This window comes from Nocardioides sp. Z43_10 (genome assembly GCF_059766615.1).
Map to the genome: position 1 here is coordinate 61,363 of NZ_JCBAJY010000003.1, position 18,234 is coordinate 79,596.

Here is an 18,234-nt window from a genome sequence, read left to right on the forward strand (position 1 = left end):
CCCGACCCTAGGACGCCGCCGTGAGCGGGACAACACCGCCCGGTGGCGGCCGGCCCAGGGGCCGCTCAGAGCCCGGAGCGGGCCTGCCACAGCAGCGGGAAGTAGCGCAGATCCAGGCGCGAGCGCAGGTACCCGGCGCCGCTGGAGCCGCCGGTCCCCGACCGGTCGCCGATCATCCGCTCCACCATCACCACGTGCCGGGCGCGCCAGGCGGCGGCGAGCTCGTCGTGCTGCAGCAGGGCCTCGGCGAGCGCCCACAGCTCGGCGTACGCCGCGCGGTCGTGGGCGATCGTGTGCAGCGCGGACAGCACCTCCGCGTCGTCGTCGACGTCCAGCCCGTGCGCGGCGAGCACCTCGACGAAGACGTCCCACAGCGTCGGCTCCGCCAGCCTGCGCTCGAGGCGGGCCCGCTCCTCGTCGGTGATCGCGCGGAACCGCTCGAGGTAGCCGCGATCGCCGGCCCCGGAGAGGAACTCCAGCTCGCGGAACTGCACCGACTGGAAGCCGCTGGCCGGGGCGAGGCGCTGGCGGAACTCGAGGAAGTCCTGCGGCGTCATCGTCTCCAGCACGTCGATCTGCCCGATCAGCGTCCGCTCGATCACGTGCACCCGGGTGAGCAGGTGCAGGGCCCACCACAGCTTGCCGTGGAGCATCGCGTCGCGGGCGGCCTGCAGCTCGTGCAGCAGCTGCTGGAACCACAGCTCGTAGACCTGGTGGACGGTGATGAAGAGCAGCTCGTCGTGGGCGGGCGGCTCGGACTCCAGGTGCTGGCAGTCCAGCAGCTGCGGCAGGCGCAGGTAGCTGCCGTAGGTGAGCTGGGCGCCCTGCTCGCCGAAGGAGACGTCGCTGTCGTGCCGGCGGGACCGTTCCTCGGTGGTCATCCACCGACCGTAACCCCGCGCCGGTGCCGGTGGTTAGGTCATCATGTCCCCCATGAATCGAGTCGTCGTGTCCTGTCCCGTCCCCTCCCGCCGCAACGGGGTCCGCTGAGATGGCCCGGCGGCTGACCCACGAGCTGACCTACGACGCGCCGCTGGCGCAGGTCTCCGCGATGCTGCGCGACCAGGGCTTCCGCGACCGGGTCTGCGAGGCCCGCCACGTGCTGCGCCACCAGGTGAGCGTGGTGCCCGACGGCGCGGCCACCGTCGTCACCGTCGACGAGCACGAGAGCGCCGAGTCGATCCCCGGCTTCGCCCGGAAGTTCGTCGGCGACGAGATCAACGTCGTGCAGACCGAGACCTGGACGTCGCCGGAGCACGCCGACGTGCACGTGACGATCCCGCACAAGCCCGGCGAGATCCACGGGACGATCCGGCTGGTCGAGGCCGAGGGCCGCACCACCGAGACCGTCGACCTGGAGATCAAGGTCGCCATCCCGATCGTCGGCGGCAAGATCGAGGGCCTGGTCAGCGACCTGCTGCTCAAGGCGCTGCGCATCGAGGAGCAGGTCGGGCGAGAGCACCTCGCCGGCTGAGGCCCGACGCGGCGCGGGAATGGTCTGCTCCCGGCCCGGGTTGGGCCCAGGGCACGAGCATCCCCCACCGGCAGGAGCCTGATCCACGTGACCGACCTCTTCACCCCCGCCCGCACCGCCTTCGGCGAGCTGCCCCACCGGGTGGTGATGGCGCCCCTGACCCGCAGCCGGGCGGGCGCGGGCATGGTCCCCACCGACCTGGCCGTGGAGTACTACGCGCAGCGGGCCTCGGCGGCCTTCATCGTCACCGAGGGGACCCAGCCCAGTGCCGTCGGCCAGGGCTACGCCGACACCCCCGGCATCCACACCGCCGAGCAGGTGGCCGGCTGGCGCCGGGTGAGCGAGGCCGTGCACGCGCGCGGCGGGCGCATCGTGATGCAGCTGATGCACGCCGGCCGGGTCGCGCACCCCGACAACAAGCAGGGCGCCGAGACGGTCGCGCCGAGCGCCGTCGCGGCACCCGGGCAGATCTTCACCGCCACCGGCATGCAGGCCTACCCGGTCCCGCGGGAGCTGGCGGCCGAGGAGCTGCCCGGCATCGTCGCGGAGTACGTGCAGGCGGCGCGCAACGCCGTGGAGGCCGGGCTGGACGGGGTGGAGCTCCACGCCGCCAACGGCTACCTGCTCCACCAGTTCCTCGCCCCCGGCGCCAACCACCGCCGCGACGAGTACGGCGGCTCGCCGGCCAACCGGGCCCGGCTCACCATCGAGGTGGCCCAGGCCGTCGCCGCGGCGATCGGTCCCGAGCGGGTGGGCATCCGGATCTCCCCGGCCAACAACATCCAGGGCGCAGGCGAGGACGACCCGGCCGACGTCGAGGCGACGTACACGACGCTGCTGGAGGCGCTCGCGCCCCTCGGCCTGGCCTACCTCAGCATCCTCGCGGACCCGCGCCTGGAGCTGGTGCAGCACCTGCGCAAGCGCTTCGACGGGTTCACCGTGGTCAACACCGGCTTCGCCTCGATCACCACCTGCGAGGAGGCCGAGGCCTTCGTCGACGAGGACCTCGCCGACGCGGTCGCGGTCGGCCGCCCGTTCCTCGCCAACCCGGACCTGCCGCGGCGCTGGGCGCTGGGCACCGCGCTCAACCGGCCCGACTCGCACACCTACTACTCCGGCGGGGCCGCGGGCTACACCGACTACCCGTTCTTGGAGGGCTGATCCGAGGGCGGGGTCTGGGCGGGCCCGTCGGCCGTGCCGCTCTCCTCACGGGCGTCGCGGCGGCGCAGGAAGAACGCGACCACGCCGAGGAGCACGAACGGCCCGAACGCAAGGCCCACCACCAGCGCCTGCTCGTAGGCGTGCAGGGCCCCCATGTGCAACGGCAGCAGGACGGTGTTCATCGCCCCCGATGGTAGTCCCGGGGCCCGCTGTCAGCCCATGTGCGGGTAGCGGTAGTCGGTCGGCGCCACGAACGTCTCCTTGATCGAGCGCGGCGACGTCCAGCGCAGCAGGTTCGCCGGGGCGCCGGCCTTGTCGTTGGTGCCGGAGGCCCGGGCCCCGCCGAAGGGCTGCTGGCCGACGACGGCGCCGGTGGGCTTGTCGTTGACGTAGAAGTTGCCGGCCGCGAAGCGCAGCTCCTCGGCCGCCCACGCCACCGCGCGCCGGTCGCGGGCGATGATCGCGCCGGTGAGGGCGTACGGCGCGACGGACTCGAGCTGGCGGGCCACCGCCTCGAAGTCGTCGTCCTCGTAGACGTGCACGACGAGGATCGGCCCGAAGTACTCGGTGGAGAACATCTCGTCGGTCGGGTCGGTGGAGACCACGACCGTGGGCCGGACGAACCAGCCCTTGGAGTCGTCGGTCTGCCCGCCCGCGACCAGGTCGAGGTGCGCCACGCCCTGCACCCGGGCGATCGCCTCACGGTGCTTGGCGAACGCGCGGGCGTCGATGACCGCGCCCATGAAGTTCGACAGGTCGGTGACGTCGCCCATCTCGATCGCCTCCACCTCCGCGACCAGGTCGTCGCCGATGCGACTCCACAGCGAACGCGGGACGTAGGCACGCGAGGCGGCGGAGCACTTCTGGCCCTGGTACTCGAAGGCGCCGCGCACCATCGCGGTGCGCAGCACGTCCGGGTCGGCCGAGGGGTGGGCCAGGATGAAGTCCTTGCCCCCGGTCTCCCCCACGATCCGCGGGTAGGAGCGGTACCCGGCGATGTTCGCGCCCACCGTGCCCCACAGGTGCTGGAAGGTCGGCGTGGAGCCGGTGAAGTGGATGCCGGCCAGGTCGGGGTGCGCCAGCGCGACCTCGGAGACGTCGCGGCCGTGACCGGGCAGCATGTTGATCACGCCCGGCGGCATCCCGGCCTCCTCGAGCAGCTCCATGGTGAGGCTGGCGGCCAGCTGCTGGGTCGGCGACGGCTTCCAGATCACGGTGTTGCCCATCAGCGCGGGCGCGGTGGGCAGGTTGCCGGCGATCGCGGTGAAGTTGAACGGCGTGATCGCGTAGACGAAGCCCTCCAGCGGGCGGTGGTCGGTGCGGTTCCACACGCCCGGCGCGTGCGCGATCGGCTGCTCGGCCATGATCTGGCCGGCGTAGTGGACGTTGAAGCGCCAGAAGTCGATCAGCTCGCAGGCGGCGTCGATCTCGGCCTGCACCGCGGTCTTGGACTGACCGAGCATGGTGGCCGCGTTGAGCCGCTGGCGCCACGGCCCGGCGAGCAGGTCGGCCGCCCGCAGCAGCACCGCGGCGCGCTCGGTGTAGGGCATCGCCCGCCAGCCCGGGGCCGCCTGCGCGGCGGCCTCGACGGCGGCCCGCGCGTCGGCCGTGGTCGAGTCGTGGGTCACCCCCAGCACGTGCGCGTGGTCGTGGGGCTGCACGACCTGGATCTCCGCGCCGCCGCCGGGACGCCACTCACCGCCGATGTACGCCGGCAGCTCGCGCTGGTGCGCCTCGAGCCGGTCCAGCTCCGCGACCAGCGTCTCGCGCTCGGCGCTGCCGGGTGCGTAGGTCAGGTTCGGCTCGTTGGTGGGGGGCGGCGGGAACGAGATGGCGTCCATCGTGTGATGGTGTCAGACCCGCACGACGCGCTCAACGTCACACCAGGTGGCGGATCTCCTGGGTCGCGAACCAGGCCAGGTCCTCGTCGGGGTCGGGTGCGTCGCCGGGCCAGTCCTCGGTGTCGACGTGGGCGGCGGCGACGTTCTTCCAGACCACGTCCGCGCTCACCTCGACGAGCGTGACGTCCGCGTCCGCGTCCGCGTCCGCGTCCCCGGCGGCCGGCGCGACGCAGGCCTCGGGCACGTCCGCGGCGACGACGTAGCGACGCGGGCGCTCCGAGCCGGTGCGCAGGCGCGCCGAGTCGGCAGCGGCGGCCATCAGCGCGGCGTACTCCCAGCCCTCGTCGTCACCCTCGCTCCACTCGCGGCGCAGCCCCTCGGTGACCGCGTGGGCGCGCAGCGGGCCCGCCAGGCGGCCCTGCTCGACCAGGGTCGCGAGCCCGGTCGCGGTGGTGGGCAGGTAGATCCGCACGCTCATGGCTCCGTCTTCTTCCTCGTCGTACGCCGTCCGCGGGGGGCTCGCGGGCGGGTCTCGCTGGCGCTGTCGACCAGCTCGTCGAGCGCCTCCAGCACGCACTGGCCCAGCACGTCGACGTCGGGCAGCGCGTCGCGGTCGGCGGTGATCCCGTAGTAGACGCAGCCGTCGTAGGAGGTGACGCCGATCGCGAGCGCGTGGCCGGGCAGCAGCGGGTGCAGCGGGTAGCTCTCCAGCATCTGGGCGCCGGCCGCGTAGAGCGGGAACTGCGGCCCGGGCACGTTCGTGACCGACAGGTCGAAGGCCCGCCGCTCGCTGGCGACCACCCGCGAGCCGAGCGCGTGGAACGTCGTCGGCGCGAAGCCGGCGATCCCGGCGAGACGGCGCGCACCGACGGCGCGGCCGGTCTCGCCGTGGGCCTTGAAGGAGTAGGAGACCTGGTGCAGGCGCACCACCGGGCTGGGCTCGCCGACCGGCAGGTCCACCAGGTGCCCGGCGATCTGGGTGCCCAGCGAGGTCGCCTCGAGCTCGTCGTCGATCACCGACATCGGCACCATCGCGCGCAGCTGCCGGGGCAGGCGGACGACCTCCTCGCTGGCCATCAGCCACGCCCGCAGTCCTCCGGTGACGGTGGCGAGGATGACGTCGTTGACCGTGCCGCCGTGCGCCCGGCGGACCTTGCGGTAGTCCTCGAGACTGGTCCGCACGGTGACGATGCGCCGCTGCTGGGACAGCTCGGCGTGGATCGGCGACTCCGGGGTGGTGCGCCGGTTGGCCAGCGCGCTCGCCACCACCCCGAGCCCGTGCGCCACGGAGCCGACCGCCCGCAGCGCCGACTCGGTGTTGCCGATCACGGTGCTGGCGACCAGCGACGGGTCGGCGGCGGACTCGCGCAGCGCGTCGACGACCAGGGCGGCCGGGCTGGGGTGGCTGCGCGGGCGCCACTCGTCGGCGTCGAGCTCGGCGACGTCGGGGGTGACGTCGAGCACCACCTGCCCCAGGTCGACGGTCTCGACCCCGTCCACCAGCAGCTGGTGGGACTTGGCCAGCACCGCCACCCGGCCGCCCTCGAGGCCCTCGATGAAGTAGATCTCCCACAGCGGCCGGCTGCGGTCGAGGGGGCGCGAGACGATCCGGGCGGTGAGCTCGCGCAGCTGGTCCATGGTGCCGGGGCGCGGCAGGGCCGAGCGGCGCACGTGGTAGCCGAGGTCGAAGGACTGGTCGTCGACCCAGAGCGGGTTCGCGAGCCGCCCGGGGACCGGCTGGATCCGCTGGCGGTAACGGGGCACGAACGCGATCCGGTCGCGGACCAGGTCCACCGCCTGACCGTACTCGAAGCCGGAGCGGCCCGGCTCGAAGATCTCCAGGGTCGCGTTGTGCAGCGGAGCGGTCGCGGACTCCCCGGCGAGGAACGCCAGGTCGCGCGGTCGGAGCCGCTCGGTCATGGGGTTCCCTTTCGTCGCGCCGCTTCGTCCGGCGATACACGGACATGGCATTCTGGCAGAGCCGCGACCGAGCGGTTGGCGTAGACACAGAGTTGGTTGACGAGAACGGAGCAAGACGTGGTGGTTCGGGCCGGAAAGGTGTCGGCTGCCGCCGTCGCCGCGCTGATGGTGCTGGTGACCGGCGGTTGCGGGGACGACTCGAAGGAGAGCGACGCACCGGCGTCCGGCTCGTCCTCGTCGGCCCCGGCGGAGTCCGGCTCGGAGTCGGCCGCGAGCGGCTCGCCCAGCGCCAGCGCCGAGGCCCCGGCGGCGAACACCATCGACGTCACCATCGAGGACGGCAAGGTCTCCCCCAGCGGCGACCGGGTCAAGGCGGCCGTGGGCGAGACCATCGTCTTCGCGATCACCTCCGACGTGGCCGGCGAGATGCACGTGCACTCCGCCCCGGAGCAGGAGATCGCCTTCACGCCCGGGACCACCGAGCACGAGCTCACCATCGAGACCCCGGGCGTGGTCGCCGTCGAGCTGCACGACCCGGCGCTGACCGTGGTCCAGCTCGAAGTCCGCTGAGGTGGGCGACCCCTCCTCCGCGCTCCGGGCGCACGGCATCGGCGGCGCCAAGGACCTCCCGATCCCGCCCGAGCTGGCGATCGTCGGCGCCGTCGCCGCGCTGGTGGTGTCGTTCACGGTGCTGGCGCTGGCCTGGCGCTCGCCGCGCTACACCGGCGAGAGCGGCGGGCGCCCGGCCCCGGCCTGGCTCGGGGAGCTGGTGGCGTCGCCGTGGTTCCGCGGCGCGCTGCGGGTCTTCGGCCTGGCCTTCTTCCTCTACACCGCCGTCGCCGCGATCTTCGGCCAGGACCTGGCCACCAACCCGTTCCTAGGCATCTTCTACGTCTACGTCTGGGTCGGGCTGGTCCCGCTCTCGCTGCTGTTCGGGCCGTTCTGGAAGGCGATCAGCCCGCTGCGCACGATCAACGCGCTGATCGCCCGGGTCAGCGGCACCGACCCCGGGCACGGGCTGTTCCGCTACCCCGAGCGGCTCGGCTACTGGCCGGCGGCGCTGGGCCTGTTCGCGTTCGTCTGGCTGGAGCTGGTCTACCCCTACTCCAGCGAGGTGGGCCCGACCCGCCTGTGGTGCGCGGTCTACGTGGCGGCGATGCTGATCGGCGGGGCGCTGTTCGGCAACCGCTTCTACGAGAGCGCGGACCCCTTCGAGGTCTACTCGACGCTGGTCGGCAAGCTGTCGGTCTTCGGGTGGCGTCGCAGCGGCGAGGACTCGCGCGAGCTGGTGCTGCGCAGCCCGCTGGCCAACCTCGACACCGTCGAGGTGAGGCCGGGGCTGGTCGCGGTGGCCGCCGTGCTCTTCGGCAGCACGGCGTACGACTCCTTCAGCGAGTCCCCCACCTGGGTCAGCTACACCCAGTCCAGCGAGATCGCGACCGGCCTGCTCAACAACCTGGCGCTGCTCGCGTTCTGCGTCGGCGTCGGTGTCATCCTCAGCGTCGCCAGCATGGCCACCGGCGTCGGCCCCGGGGTACGGCGCGGCACGCTGCCGGACCTCTTCGCGCACGCGATGGTGCCGATCATCGTGGGCTACATCGTCGCCCACTACCTGAGCATGCTGGTCGGCTACGGCCAGCAGACGCTGATCCAGATGAGCGACCCGCTCAGCAACGGCAGCGACCTGCTCGGCACCGCCGACCTGCAGCCCAACACCTGGCTGACCTACCACCCGACGTTCCTGGCCAACACCAAGGTGATCGCGATCGTGATCGGCCACGTGCTCGGCGTGATCGCCAGCCACGACCGGGCGGTGCGGCTGCTGCCCAAGCGTCACCAGCTCGTCGGCCAGCTGCCGATGCTGATCGCGATGGTGGCGTTCACCGGAGGCGGGCTGTACCTGCTGTTCTCCTCCTGATCGTGCGCCGCGGGCCGGCGGCGACGGTGTGCGGGGCCAGCGCGTCGGTGAGCGTGACCAGCCCCCGGGCCAGCGCCGAGTCGCCGGTCTCCACCACGCTGCGTCCCGCGACCAGCGCCCGGTCGGCGCCGGCCCGGTCCTCGGGCAGGAAGTGCAGCCCGCGCAGCCGGGCGAACCCCTCGACCATCGCGGCGATCTCCCGCTCGGCCCAACCCAGCGTCGGGCGCATCCGGTTGATCACCACCCGCACCGGCACTCCCCCGGTGACCTCGCGCAGCTCGACCAGCCCGCGGGCCAGCCGGGACAGCCCGACCGGGTCGGCGTTGCCGACCACCACCAGCTCGTCGGCGCACTCGAGGGCCGCCAGCGTCATCTGGTGACGCCCCGGCCGGCCGCCGATCTCGGCGCCCAGGTCGTCCTCCAGCCCGGATCCGGTGTCGACCACGACGTGGCCGCTCGCGCGGGCCAGCTCCAGCAGGTGCTCCACGGTGCCGGAGCGCACCTCCACCCAGCGGTCCGGTCGCGGCAGCCCGGTGACCACGCGCAGGTGCGCGCCGAGGGCGCGCTGGACCGTGGCGAACCTGCCGGCCAGCTCGCCGCTGCCCGCCAGCCGGGACGCGGAGAGCAGCCCGGAGACCTCGTCGAGGATGCCGAGCTGCTGGGCCACCGACGCGCCCTGCGGGTCGGCGTCGACCAGCGTGGTGGGCACCGCACGGCGGGCCAGTTCGGCGGCGATCGAGGTGGCCAGCAGGGTCCGCCCGGGAGCTCCGGCAGGACCCCACACCACGACCACGCGTCCCTCCTCGGGCGGGTCCGCCGGCTCCGGGTCGGCGGCACCCGGCTCCGGGGTGCGGCTGGGCGGCAGCTCGACGCGCGGACCGGGGCCCCAACCGGGGTCCGCGCCGAGCGCGGAGACGGTGTCGGCCAGCTGGTCCAGCGCGCGCGCCGGCACCAGCATGTGGATCCCGATCCGTCCGGCCCGGAGCCGGGCGGCCTCCTCGGCGAGCGGGTCCGGTACGACGCCGACGGCGCGGACGCGGTGACGGCGCAGGTGGTCCACGGCAGCCACGTCGAGCCCCGGGGCGTCGAGCGCGACCACGGCGACGTCGGCCTGTCCGGCGGCGGCGCAGGCCAGCAGGTCGTCGACGTCCACGCAGCGCTTGAGCACCACGACGCCGGGGCGCTCCTGCAGCACGCGCAGGGCGCCCGACTCCCAGGTCGCGCCCGAGGCGACCACCAGCACGCAGATCACCGCTCAGCCCTGCCGGGTCACGGTCACGGTGCCGGCGGCCGCCGCGCCGAGGGCGTCCCCCAGCCGCTCGGCCTGCTCGGGGGGCACCGCCACCACCAGCTGTCGCTGCCCGCTGCCGCCGAACTCGGCGCTGGCCCGGGGCGCCTCGATCACCACGACCTCCTCGAGGACCAGCACCGCGTCGTCCGTCTGACCCTCGGCGTCGGCGCTGCCGGGCGGGGGCGTCACCCAGACGTTCACCACCGAGCCGGCCCCGACCGACGGGGGCACCAGCGCCGCCGCGAGGGGCACCTCCACCGCGCCGCTGTCCTCCTGCGAGCCCAGCGCCGAGACCGGCAGCAGCTCCCCGGCGCCGACGCTGCGGGTCAGCCGGCTGCCGTCGGGGGGCGGCTCCGCGGCGGCGAGGTAGCGCGCCGCGTCGCCGTCGGAGTCGAAGTGGACCCGGCGCTGGACCAGGTCCTCGGGCAGCACCGTGTCGCCGGCGCCCATCTCCTCGGCGACCGCCCACACCGCGACGGTCGCGTCGGCGCCGCCCACCACGCGAGCCCCCACCAGCACCGACACCGCCACGATGACGAGACCGATCCACAGCCGAGGATCGCGCCAGCCGGGCGCCGTGGCCCGCACGGCAGCGGGGGCGTCGTACGCCTCGAGAGACTGACTCACCCGCTCATCATGGCGTCAGAGGGGCGCTTCGGTCATCCGATTGTCCACAGGGGACCCGCCAGCGCGCCCCGCTGCCCGGCAAGGTGGCAGAGTTGTCCTATGGCCGCATCCCCCCGTTTTCTCACGCTGGCCGACGTGGCCGAGGTCCTGAACACCTCCAGCGCCCAGGTCTACGCCTTGGTGCGCCGCGGAGACCTGCCCGCGATCAAGATCGGCGGGCGGGGCCAGTGGCGCGTGGAGGCCGCGCAGCTCGAGCAGTTCATCGAGCGGATGTACGCCGAGACCCGCGACTTCGTCGACCAGCACCCGTTCGTGGAGGCCGAGGGTCGCCCCGAGGCCTGAGCCGCGGCGGGCTCAGCCCACCTCGGAGCCGAGGGTGACCTCGACCTCCCGCTCGGAGCCGTCGCGCTGCACCGTGAACGCGATCGTCTCGCCCGGCTGGTGGGTCCGGATGGCCACGATCAGGGAGATGCCGTCGGTGACCGGGTCGCCGTCGACCGCGGTGACCATGTCCCCCTCGCGCAGGCCCCCCTTCTCGGCGGGTGTGCCTGCGTTGACCTTCTGGATCTCCGCGCCCGCGCCATCGCTGCCGCCGATGCGCACCTCGGCGCCGATCACCGGGTAGCGCGCCTCGCCGCTCCTGAGGATCTGGTCGGCGGTGGTGCGCACCTGCTCGATCGGGATCGCGAAGCCCACCCCGATGTTGCCGGACTCGCCGCCGAAGCCGCCGCCGGTGGTGGCGATCGCGGAGTTCACCCCGACGACCTGGCCACTCAGGTTCACCAGCGGGCCGCCGGAGTTGCCGGGGTTGATCGCGGCGTCGGTCTGCACCGCGTTGATGTACGACGACTCGTTGTCGCTGTCGCCGGTGGTCACCGGGCGGTTCAGCGCACTGACGATCCCCGAGGTCACCGTGGAGCTCAGGCCGAGCGGGGAGCCGATCGCGATCACGCTCTCGCCGACCAGCAGCGACTCCGAGGCACCCAGCGCCGCGGGCACCAGGGAGCCGGGCTTCTTCGTCACCAGGACCGCCAGGTCGTAGACCGGGCTGCGCCCGACGACGGTGGCCTCGTAGCGCTTGCCCTCGTGGTCGATCAGCTCGATCGTGCCGTCCTTCTGGGCGGCCTCGGCGACGACGTGGTTGTTGGTCACGATGTGGCCCTGCTCGTCGAGCACGAAGCCGGAGCCGGTGGCGCCGCCCTCCTCCCCGCCGTACTCGGCGACGACCTGGACGGTGCTGGGCAGCAGCTCCTGGGCCACCGCGGCGACCGAGCCGTTGTCGGGCTCCAGCGGCGCCTCGGTGCGGGTGTCGACGCTGTCGAGGCCGCCGCTGACCAGGCCGCTGCCGTCCTCGGAGTCCTGGACGAGGGCGCCGCCGATCGTCCCACCGGCCAGTCCGACCACCAGGGCCAGCGCCGCGACCGCGGGCCAGAGCCAGCCCGGCACCCTGCCCTTCGGCGGCGGGGGCGCCATCGGCCGGGGCGCGAAGGCGTACGGCGAGCCGGGGGGCGGCTGGGCCATCGGGTACGGCTGCGTGCCACCACGCGGCGGCCCGTCCTGCGGCTGCGCGGGCGGCGGGGAGCCCCAGGGCTGCTGGACGCGGGGCGGGGCGCCCGGCGGGGTCCACTGGTGGCCCTGCAGGGGCAAGGTCTGCTCGACGTCGTGCGGCTCGTCGGCCGGCGGCGCCGCGAGGTCGTCGCGGGGGGCGTCGCTGGGGGCGTCGCTGGGGGCGTCGTCGCGCTGGTGGCGGGGCTCGTCGTCCGGGTTCACGGGGTCCATCTCACTCCATCGTGTGCTGGCGGGCCAGAGCGGGACCACTGCGTGGCTGACGCGACCGCGTCGAGGTGCTCGCCCTCGGGCGCGAAGGCGAGGTGCTGGGGCTCTGCACGGAGCCTGGGGAGGCGGGGGCGATCTGGCGGCCGGGGCTGATCTCGGCGGGCGGCGTACGGCGGTCCGCGCCCGCGCCGCCGGAGAGCGTGCCCAGCGCCAGCATCCCGACCATCGCCGCGCCGAGGGCCCCGGTGCCGAGCACGACGAGCCCGGTGCGGTGCCGCGATCGGTCGACGACCCACACGGCGCCAGGCCCCGCGGCCGCCGACTCGCCGGCCGAGCCGTACGTGCTGGCGTGCAGGCGTGCGGCGTCGAGCAGGGACCCCTTGAGCCGGTCCGGGCAGGGGTCGGCGGAGGAGAGGTCGAGCCCGGCCAGGCGGGTCTTCACCCAGCCCTCGCGCTCGACGAGGTCACGGCACGGGTGGCAGCGGTGCACGTGGGCCCAGGCGCGCTCCTCCTCCTCCGGCGGCAGCTGGCCGTCCAGGAGTGCGCTGACCCGGTCGCCGAGGTGGCCCAGCGGCTGCCTCATCGGTCCCCTCCGGCGCCGCTGGTGCTCTCGCCGAGAGCGGGACCGGCGTAGCGCACCCGGCCGGCGGCGGGCGCGCGGTGGGCGAGCGCCGTACGCAGCATGGCGCGGCCACGGTGGATCCGCGAGCGCACCGTGCCGATCTTCGCGCCCAGGATGTCGGCGATCTCCTCGTAGCTCAGGCCCTCGACGTCGCAGAGCACCACGGCGGCGCGGAAGTCCGGCGGCAGGGTGGCCAGGGCGCGCTCGACGTCGTCGTCGAAGGTGCGCTCGGCGAACGCCGCGTCCGGGCTGGGGGTGCTGCTCTCCAGCCGGCCGGCGCGCTCGTCGGAGAGCGCGTCGAAGCGGATCCGCTGCTTGCGCCGGGCCTGGTCGAGGAACAGGTTCGTGGTGATCCGGTGCAGCCAGCCCTCGAAGGTGCCCGGGGTGTAGGTCGACAGCGACCGGAAGACGCGGACGAACACCTCCTGGGTGAGGTCCTCGGCGTCGTGGCGGTCCCCGGTCAACCGGTAGGCGAGCCGGTAGACCCGTCCCGAGTGCTGCTCGACGATCTCGTCCCAGCTCAGTCCGGACTGGTTGCCGGTCTCGGTGGTGCCCACCGGGGCCTCCTGTGCGTTGCTGCGCGTGCTCGAGGTGAACAAGCGTCGTGCCTCCTCACCCTAGGAACCGCTGCTGAGAGGAGCCTGTGAACCAGCCACGGGTTGCTCCCCCACTTCCCTGCGTTCAACGCCTGGGGTGACACGATTGTTCCGATCCTCCCTGTGACCGGTCGCGATAGAGTCCACCCGAGTCGGTCGTCTGCCCGGCCAGTGCAGGCATTCGCCCCAGGAGGTCATCATCACCACCCCGATCAAGCCCGCGAGTTGGTCCTACGCCGAGGCGTTCGTCGCCGAGGACGACGTCCTGGCGGCTGCCCGCAGCCGGGCCGACGAGATGGGCGTGGTGCCGGTCAGCCCCGGCGCCGGCGCCGCCCTGCGCTTCCTGGCCGCCCTGCTCGAGGCGCGCGCCGTCGTCGAGATCGGCACCGGGACGGGTGTCTCCGGGCTGTGGCTGCTGCGCGGCATGCGCGCGGACGGCGTGCTGACCACGGTGGACATCGAGGCCGAGCACCAGCGCCTGGCCAAGCGGAGCTTCAGCGACGCGGGGATCCCCGCCCAGCGGGCCCGGACGATCTCCGGCTCGGCCCTCGACGTGCTCCCGCGGCTGACAGACGGGCACTACGACCTCGTCTTCTGCGACGGCGAGAAGCAGGAGTACGGCGCCTACCTCGACGAGGCGCTGCGCCTGCTGCGCCCCGGCGGGATCGTGGTCTTCGACAACGCCCTGTGGCACGACCGGGTGGCGGACCCGTCCCAGCGCGACGCCGACACCGTCGCCATCCGCTCCCTGGGCCACCGCATCGCCGAGCACGACGCCCTGCTCTCGGTCCTGCTCCCCGTCGGCGACGGCCTGCTCGCCGCCAAGAAGGTCTGGTCCCCCGAAGCCGGCGCCTGACCCACCCGCCCTACGCCGAGTCGGCGCGAACTCACCCGCCGTACGACGCGAGTCGGCGTGAACTCACTCGCCGTGCGACGCGAGTCGGCGTGAACTCCGCAGTTCGCGCCGACTCGGCACGCTGCGGGCGCGAGTTCACGCCGACTCGGCGTGCTTTGGGTGCGAGCTCGCGCCGAGTCGGCGGGTCAGGCGCGGGGGGTGGCGTGGAAGCCGTCCCAGCCCTCGGCGATGGCGACGATGTCGCACTCCTCGATGAGGACCGGGGCGCTGCCGATGATCTTCGAGCCGGGGGCGTCGGCGGCCCCGGCGGCGAAGCCAGCCTGGAAGTCGGCGCGCGCCTGATCGGTGGCGAAGACGTAGCAGCCCTCGAACCACTCCCCCGGGCGCATCCGCCAGGTCTTGAAGCGCAGCCCGGCCATCCCGGTGAACCGGGCGTGCGAGGAGTCCGCGACGTACGACGCGAGCTCCTCCTCGACTCCGGCCGGAGCCTCATGCAGCGACCAGCGGACGGTCAGCCCCTTCACGAGACCCCGTCCAGCGGGTCGGGCCGGCCGAGCCAGGTGAGCAGGGCCCGGGCGCCGAAGCCGGTCGGACCGGCCGTCCACTCGTGCACGTCCTCGGGCGAGTCGCCGACCGAGGCGACGTCGAGGTGGGCCCACGGCACGTCACCGGCGAAGTGCTGCAGGAACAGCGCCGCGGTGATGGCGCCGGCCCCGCCGGCGGCGTTGTCGGCGTCGGCGACCTTCGAGGCGAGCTTCTCCTCGTAGTCGGCGACCAGCGGCATCCGCCACAGCGTCTCCCCCGAGACCTCGCCGGCCTCGCGGATCGACGCGGCCAGCGCCTCGTCGTTGGCGAAGAAGCCGCCGGTGCGCAGCCCCAGGGCCACCTTCATCGCGCCGGTCAGCGTGGCGATGTCGACCAGCGCGGCGGGCTTCAGCTCGCGGGCGGCGAAGGCGAGCGCGTCGGCCATCACCAGGCGCCCCTCGGCGTCGGTGTTGGTGACCTCGCTGGTGCGCCCTCCGTAGTGACGGATCACGTCGCCGGGGCGCAGCGCGTTGCCGCTGACGGCGTTCTCGGCGGCCGCGATCAGGCCGGTGACACGCACCGGGCAGCCCACGTCGGCCAGCGCGGCGAGCACCGAGATCACCACGGCGCCGCCGGTCATGTCGCGCTTCATGTTGACCATGGCCTCGCCGGGCTTGATCGACAGGCCGCCGGTGTCGAAGGTGATGCCCTTGCCGACCAGCACCACCCGCGGCGTACGACGATCGGCGCCGGGCGGCGTGTAGTCGAGCCGGATCAGCCGCGGCGGCGTGGCGGAGGCCTGCCCGACCGCGACGATGCCGCCGAAGCCCTCAGCGGCCAGCTCGGTCTCGTCGAGCACGGTGATCTCGAGGCCGGCCTCGTCGGCGACGAGGCGGGCCTGCTCGGCCAGCCAGCCCGGGTTCTTCAGGTTCGAGGGCACCGTGGCCAGCACCCGCGCCCGCCAGCCGGCACCGCCGAGGGCCAGGGCCCGGTCGAGCTCCAGGGCCCGCGCGTCGTCGTCCGCGTCCGGCAGGCCGGCGAGCACGATCCGGCCGACCGGGTGGTGCTCGGGTCCCTCCGAGCGCCAGTGGAAGACGAAGGAGCCCAGCATCGCGCCCACCACGAAGGCCTCCAGGCCGCCGTCGGGGGCGATCGCGGGCAGCGTCGTGGCCAGGCTGGAGCGGTCCCGGGTGGCGCGGGCCAGCGCGGCGCCGGCGCGCCGGAAGTCGACGGGCTGCTGCTCGCCGACGCCGACCAGGAGAACGGTCCTCAGCCGGTCGTTGTCGAGTCCCTGGGTGCCGAGCACCGGGAACGAGGTGATCTCACCGGTGCGGCCGGTCGCCTCCTGCTGCTCGAGCAGCTCGAGGAGGTCCACCCCGAGCGCCTCGGAGAGCTCCGCGCCCCCGGGGCCGAGCAGCACTGCGCCGCTGTCCTCGGAGGCGGACGCGCCGGGTGCGGGGATGACGGGCAGCGCCACCACCTCCACGCCGAGGATGGCGTGGGCGGCGGTGGCGCTGAGCGCGAACTCCGGCGGCGAGACCTGGCTGGGAAGCTGGGGCGTCACTGCGGTCGATGCGGGGGATGTCACGGCGATCAGCCGACGACGTCCTTGAGGGCGTTGCCCAGAGCCCCGGCCTCTTCGGCGTTGAGCTCCACCACCAGGCGGCCGCCGCCCTCGAGAGGCACGCGCATCACGATGCCCCGGCCCTCCTTGGTGACCTCCAGTGGACCGTCACCCGTCCGAGGCTTCATTGCCGCCATCCGTGCACCTCTTCTGTGAGTACGTGTTGTGGTACCTGCGCGCCCCGTGCGTCCTCCCCGGAGGTCCGGGGGGGGCCGTGCGCCGCACCATTATCCCCCATCAGCGAAGTGACGCCGACCACAGGTCGGGCCACGGTCTCGCGAGGGGGTCTGCGCGGCGCTGCGACACGCTCGTCGCGGCACCCGGGGCGCTGGGCACCGTACCCACCTGCGCGGGATCGAACCCTCCGAGCGCTCGCCCACCGATAGGGTCACGCCATGTCCGACACGCAGTCACCCGAGTCCCCCGTCCTGCTCGACGTCACCGAGGGCGTCGCCACGATCACCCTCAACCGCGCCGGCGCGATGAACAGCCTCGACGTGGCCACGAAGGTCGCCCTGCGCGAGACCGTCACCAGCGTCGCCGAGGACCCCGCGGTGCGCTGCGTGGTGCTGACCGGCACCGGGCGGGCGTTCTGCGTGGGCCAGGACCTCAAGGAGCACATCGAGATCCTGCACAGCGACTCCAGCGAGCAGCTGTTCCGCACCGTCGACGAGCACTACAACCCGATCGTCACCGCACTGGCCACGATGGACAAGCCGGTGCTGGCGGCCGTGAACGGCGTCGCCGCGGGGGCCGGCGCGAGCCTGGCGATGGCCTGCGACCTGCGCATCGTCGCGGACACCGCCGGCTTCAACCTGGCCTTCGCCGGGGTGGCGCTCTCCTGCGACACCGGCGCCAGCTGGACCCTGCAGCGCCTCGTCGGTCCGGCCCGCGCGCTGGACCTGCTCTACTTCCCCCGCACGGTGCCGGCCGCCGAGGCGCTCGAGATCGGCCTCGCCAGCCGCGTGGTGCCCCCCGCCGAGCTCGAGAGCACCGTGCGCGAGCTGGCCGTCCGCCTGGCCGCCGGCCCGACGGTCGCGCTCGCCTCGATCCGCCAGTCGGTCTCCTACGCCGCCGGTCACGGCTTCGAGGACTCGCTGGCCTTCGAGAGCCGGATGATGCAGCGCACCGGGGCCACCGCCGACCACGAGAGCGCGGTGGCCGCGTTCATCGCCAAGCAGAAGCCGGAGTTCCAGGGCCGCTGAGGCCCGTCAGCGACGCGCCCCGAAGATCCTCAGCACCTGTCGGGGCGCGTCGACGCGCATCGTGCGCCGGCGCGGGGCGGCGCCGTACTCGACGGTGAGCGCGGACCCGGCGAAGGTGTGGTTGAACCACATCGTCATCGTCCCGTGGCACACGCTGCCGCAGGAGAAGGTCTTGCGCGGCAGCCGCAGCCCACGCGCCACCCGCCGCGCGAAGCCCTTCGACTTCGTGTCGGTGTCCACCCCGTGCAGCGGCTGGTGGAAGCTCAGGACGCGGTGCGGCTCGACGTCGTCGAGGAAGCCCATCACCGCCCGGGTCTCAGGCTCGGAGGCCGGTCGCCGGCCCGACTCGTAGTTGCCGTCGAGGTCGGCCCACCGGTAGGGGAAGTTGCGGTTCAGATCGACCCCGCGGGCGTTCTTGCGGGTGCCTCGGGCGAAGCCGTCGGGGTTGTAGGTGGGGATCACCCACAGGTCGAGCCCGCGGATCGCCGGGCCGTCGCGCAGCGCCTCGAGGATCTGCTTGGTCTGGCGCTCGTTGCCGTGCATGGTCGAGATCAGCACGACCCGCTTCCGCCCGGGCTCGCCGAGGCGGAAGGCCCGGATCGCGCGCCCGCGCACCGAGCGGCCGATCACCCGGGTCTCGACCACCGCGGACCGCTCAGCGGCACTCTGCGACGACGCGGCCTCAACCGAGACCGCCGGGGCCCACGGCGTGGCCAGCCCGGTGGTCAGCCCGGTGGCCAGGGCGAGGGCGGCGACGAGGACCGGGAGACGTGAGCGGAGCATCGATGAGCCTTCGCG

At 73.7% G+C, this 18,234-nt stretch carries 21 protein-coding genes; 7 read left to right on the forward strand and 14 right to left on the reverse strand.

Annotation, left to right across the window (positions count from 1 at the left end):
- Positions 1 to 65 precede the first annotated feature (65 nt).
- Positions 66 to 881: a tryptophan 2,3-dioxygenase gene (locus tag AC6EI4_RS06420; RefSeq protein WP_498450948.1), complete on the reverse strand. Its 816-nt coding sequence runs from the start codon at positions 879 to 881 to the stop codon at positions 66 to 68.
- Between the two features lie 110 nt (positions 882 to 991).
- Between AC6EI4_RS06420 and AC6EI4_RS06425 the strand changes: the two genes are divergently transcribed.
- Both AC6EI4_RS06425 and AC6EI4_RS06430 read left to right on the forward strand, forming a co-directional pair.
- Positions 992 to 1,474, forward strand: coding sequence for a DUF2505 domain-containing protein (locus AC6EI4_RS06425; protein ID WP_498421630.1), 483 nt, complete (start codon positions 992 to 994; stop codon positions 1,472 to 1,474).
- 87 nt (positions 1,475 to 1,561) lie between these two features.
- A complete protein-coding gene (locus AC6EI4_RS06430) occupies positions 1,562 to 2,635 on the forward strand; it encodes an alkene reductase (RefSeq protein WP_498450949.1) in 1,074 nt (357 codons plus the stop codon).
- Here AC6EI4_RS06430 and AC6EI4_RS06435 read toward each other — a convergent pair.
- The 4 genes from AC6EI4_RS06435 to AC6EI4_RS06450 are packed head-to-tail and all read right to left on the reverse strand — an operon-like array spanning position 2,614 to position 6,396.
- A complete protein-coding gene (locus tag AC6EI4_RS06435; RefSeq protein ID WP_498450950.1) occupies positions 2,614 to 2,817 on the reverse strand; it encodes a hypothetical protein in 204 nt (67 codons plus the stop codon). The genes AC6EI4_RS06430 and AC6EI4_RS06435 overlap by 22 nt on opposite strands.
- A gap of 30 nt (positions 2,818 to 2,847) precedes the next feature.
- Complete coding sequence (pruA, locus tag AC6EI4_RS06440) at positions 2,848 to 4,476, reverse strand: L-glutamate gamma-semialdehyde dehydrogenase (protein ID WP_498450951.1); 1,629 nt, start codon at positions 4,474 to 4,476, stop codon at positions 2,848 to 2,850.
- A gap of 37 nt (positions 4,477 to 4,513) precedes the next feature.
- Positions 4,514 to 4,954: a DUF6912 family protein gene (locus AC6EI4_RS06445; RefSeq protein WP_498450952.1), complete on the reverse strand. Its 441-nt coding sequence runs from the start codon at positions 4,952 to 4,954 to the stop codon at positions 4,514 to 4,516.
- The gene (locus AC6EI4_RS06450) at positions 4,951 to 6,396 is read right to left on the reverse strand and encodes a WS/DGAT/MGAT family O-acyltransferase (RefSeq protein WP_498421624.1); all 1,446 of its coding nucleotides are present in this window, start codon (positions 6,394 to 6,396) and stop codon (positions 4,951 to 4,953) included. Before AC6EI4_RS06450 ends, AC6EI4_RS06445 begins: the two co-directional genes overlap by 4 nt.
- Positions 6,397 to 6,516: 120 nt before the next feature.
- Here AC6EI4_RS06450 and AC6EI4_RS06455 point away from each other — a divergent pair, with 120 nt between their 5' ends.
- Positions 6,517 to 6,966: a hypothetical protein gene (locus AC6EI4_RS06455; protein WP_498450953.1), complete on the forward strand. Its 450-nt coding sequence runs from the start codon at positions 6,517 to 6,519 to the stop codon at positions 6,964 to 6,966.
- Position 6,967: 1 nt separating this feature from the next.
- Positions 6,968 to 8,314: a hypothetical protein gene (locus AC6EI4_RS06460; RefSeq protein WP_498450954.1), complete on the forward strand. Its 1,347-nt coding sequence runs from the start codon at positions 6,968 to 6,970 to the stop codon at positions 8,312 to 8,314.
- On the opposite strand, the gene AC6EI4_RS06465 is transcribed toward AC6EI4_RS06460, so the two are convergent.
- Together AC6EI4_RS06465 and AC6EI4_RS06470 are read right to left on the reverse strand one after the other, a co-directional pair.
- On the reverse strand, positions 8,277 to 9,566 hold the full coding sequence (locus tag AC6EI4_RS06465; protein ID WP_498450955.1) for a CpaE/TadZ family protein: 1,290 nt from the start codon (positions 9,564 to 9,566) through the stop codon (positions 8,277 to 8,279). The two genes, AC6EI4_RS06460 and AC6EI4_RS06465, sit on opposite strands and share 38 nt — an antisense overlap.
- A 3-nt stretch (positions 9,567 to 9,569) precedes the next feature.
- The gene (locus AC6EI4_RS06470; RefSeq protein ID WP_498450956.1) at positions 9,570 to 10,232 is read right to left on the reverse strand and encodes a hypothetical protein; all 663 of its coding nucleotides are present in this window, start codon (positions 10,230 to 10,232) and stop codon (positions 9,570 to 9,572) included.
- Between the two features lie 99 nt (positions 10,233 to 10,331).
- Here AC6EI4_RS06470 and AC6EI4_RS06475 point away from each other — a divergent pair, with 99 nt between their 5' ends.
- Positions 10,332 to 10,574: a helix-turn-helix domain-containing protein gene (locus AC6EI4_RS06475; protein WP_498421612.1), complete on the forward strand. Its 243-nt coding sequence runs from the start codon at positions 10,332 to 10,334 to the stop codon at positions 10,572 to 10,574.
- Between the two features lie 12 nt (positions 10,575 to 10,586).
- On the opposite strand, the gene AC6EI4_RS06480 is transcribed toward AC6EI4_RS06475, so the two are convergent.
- The 3 genes from AC6EI4_RS06480 to sigE are packed head-to-tail and all read right to left on the reverse strand — an operon-like array spanning position 10,587 to position 13,187.
- Complete coding sequence (locus tag AC6EI4_RS06480; RefSeq protein ID WP_498450957.1) at positions 10,587 to 12,011, reverse strand: trypsin-like peptidase domain-containing protein; 1,425 nt, start codon at positions 12,009 to 12,011, stop codon at positions 10,587 to 10,589.
- 1 nt (position 12,012) lies between these two features.
- Positions 12,013 to 12,591 carry an anti-sigma factor gene (locus AC6EI4_RS06485; protein ID WP_498450958.1) on the reverse strand — a complete coding sequence of 193 codons (579 nt, stop codon included), beginning with the start codon at positions 12,589 to 12,591 and terminating at the stop codon, positions 12,013 to 12,015.
- Positions 12,588 to 13,187, reverse strand: a complete 600-nt coding sequence (gene sigE / locus AC6EI4_RS06490; RefSeq protein WP_498421606.1) for an RNA polymerase sigma factor SigE — start codon at positions 13,185 to 13,187, stop codon at positions 12,588 to 12,590. The genes AC6EI4_RS06485 and sigE overlap by 4 nt, the downstream gene beginning before the upstream one ends.
- A 334-nt stretch (positions 13,188 to 13,521) precedes the next feature.
- On the opposite strand from sigE, the gene AC6EI4_RS06495 reads away from it, so the two are divergent.
- Complete coding sequence (locus tag AC6EI4_RS06495; RefSeq protein ID WP_498450959.1) at positions 13,522 to 14,082, forward strand: O-methyltransferase; 561 nt, start codon at positions 13,522 to 13,524, stop codon at positions 14,080 to 14,082.
- A 185-nt stretch (positions 14,083 to 14,267) separates the two neighbouring features.
- On the opposite strand, the gene AC6EI4_RS06500 is transcribed toward AC6EI4_RS06495, so the two are convergent.
- The 3 genes from AC6EI4_RS06500 to AC6EI4_RS06510 are packed head-to-tail and all read right to left on the reverse strand — an operon-like array spanning position 14,268 to position 16,368.
- Positions 14,268 to 14,606 (reverse strand): hypothetical protein, encoded by a 339-nt coding sequence (locus tag AC6EI4_RS06500; RefSeq protein WP_498421602.1) that lies wholly within the window; start codon positions 14,604 to 14,606, stop codon positions 14,268 to 14,270.
- Positions 14,603 to 16,195 (reverse strand): leucyl aminopeptidase family protein, encoded by a 1,593-nt coding sequence (locus tag AC6EI4_RS06505; RefSeq protein WP_498421599.1) that lies wholly within the window; start codon positions 16,193 to 16,195, stop codon positions 14,603 to 14,605. Before AC6EI4_RS06505 ends, AC6EI4_RS06500 begins: the two co-directional genes overlap by 4 nt.
- Positions 16,196 to 16,200: 5 nt before the next feature.
- On the reverse strand, positions 16,201 to 16,368 hold the full coding sequence (locus tag AC6EI4_RS06510) for a DUF3117 domain-containing protein (protein ID WP_081795029.1): 168 nt from the start codon (positions 16,366 to 16,368) through the stop codon (positions 16,201 to 16,203).
- Positions 16,369 to 16,626: 258 nt separating this feature from the next.
- On the opposite strand from AC6EI4_RS06510, the gene AC6EI4_RS06515 reads away from it, so the two are divergent.
- Positions 16,627 to 17,436 carry an enoyl-CoA hydratase/isomerase family protein gene (locus AC6EI4_RS06515; protein ID WP_498421596.1) on the forward strand — a complete coding sequence of 270 codons (810 nt, stop codon included), beginning with the start codon at positions 16,627 to 16,629 and terminating at the stop codon, positions 17,434 to 17,436.
- Positions 17,437 to 17,442: 6 nt separating this feature from the next.
- Here the strand turns inward: AC6EI4_RS06515 and AC6EI4_RS06520 are convergent, their stop codons facing one another.
- On the reverse strand, positions 17,443 to 18,219 hold the full coding sequence (locus AC6EI4_RS06520) for a DUF2817 domain-containing protein (RefSeq protein ID WP_498450960.1): 777 nt from the start codon (positions 18,217 to 18,219) through the stop codon (positions 17,443 to 17,445).
- Positions 18,220 to 18,234: the final 15 nt, after the last annotated feature.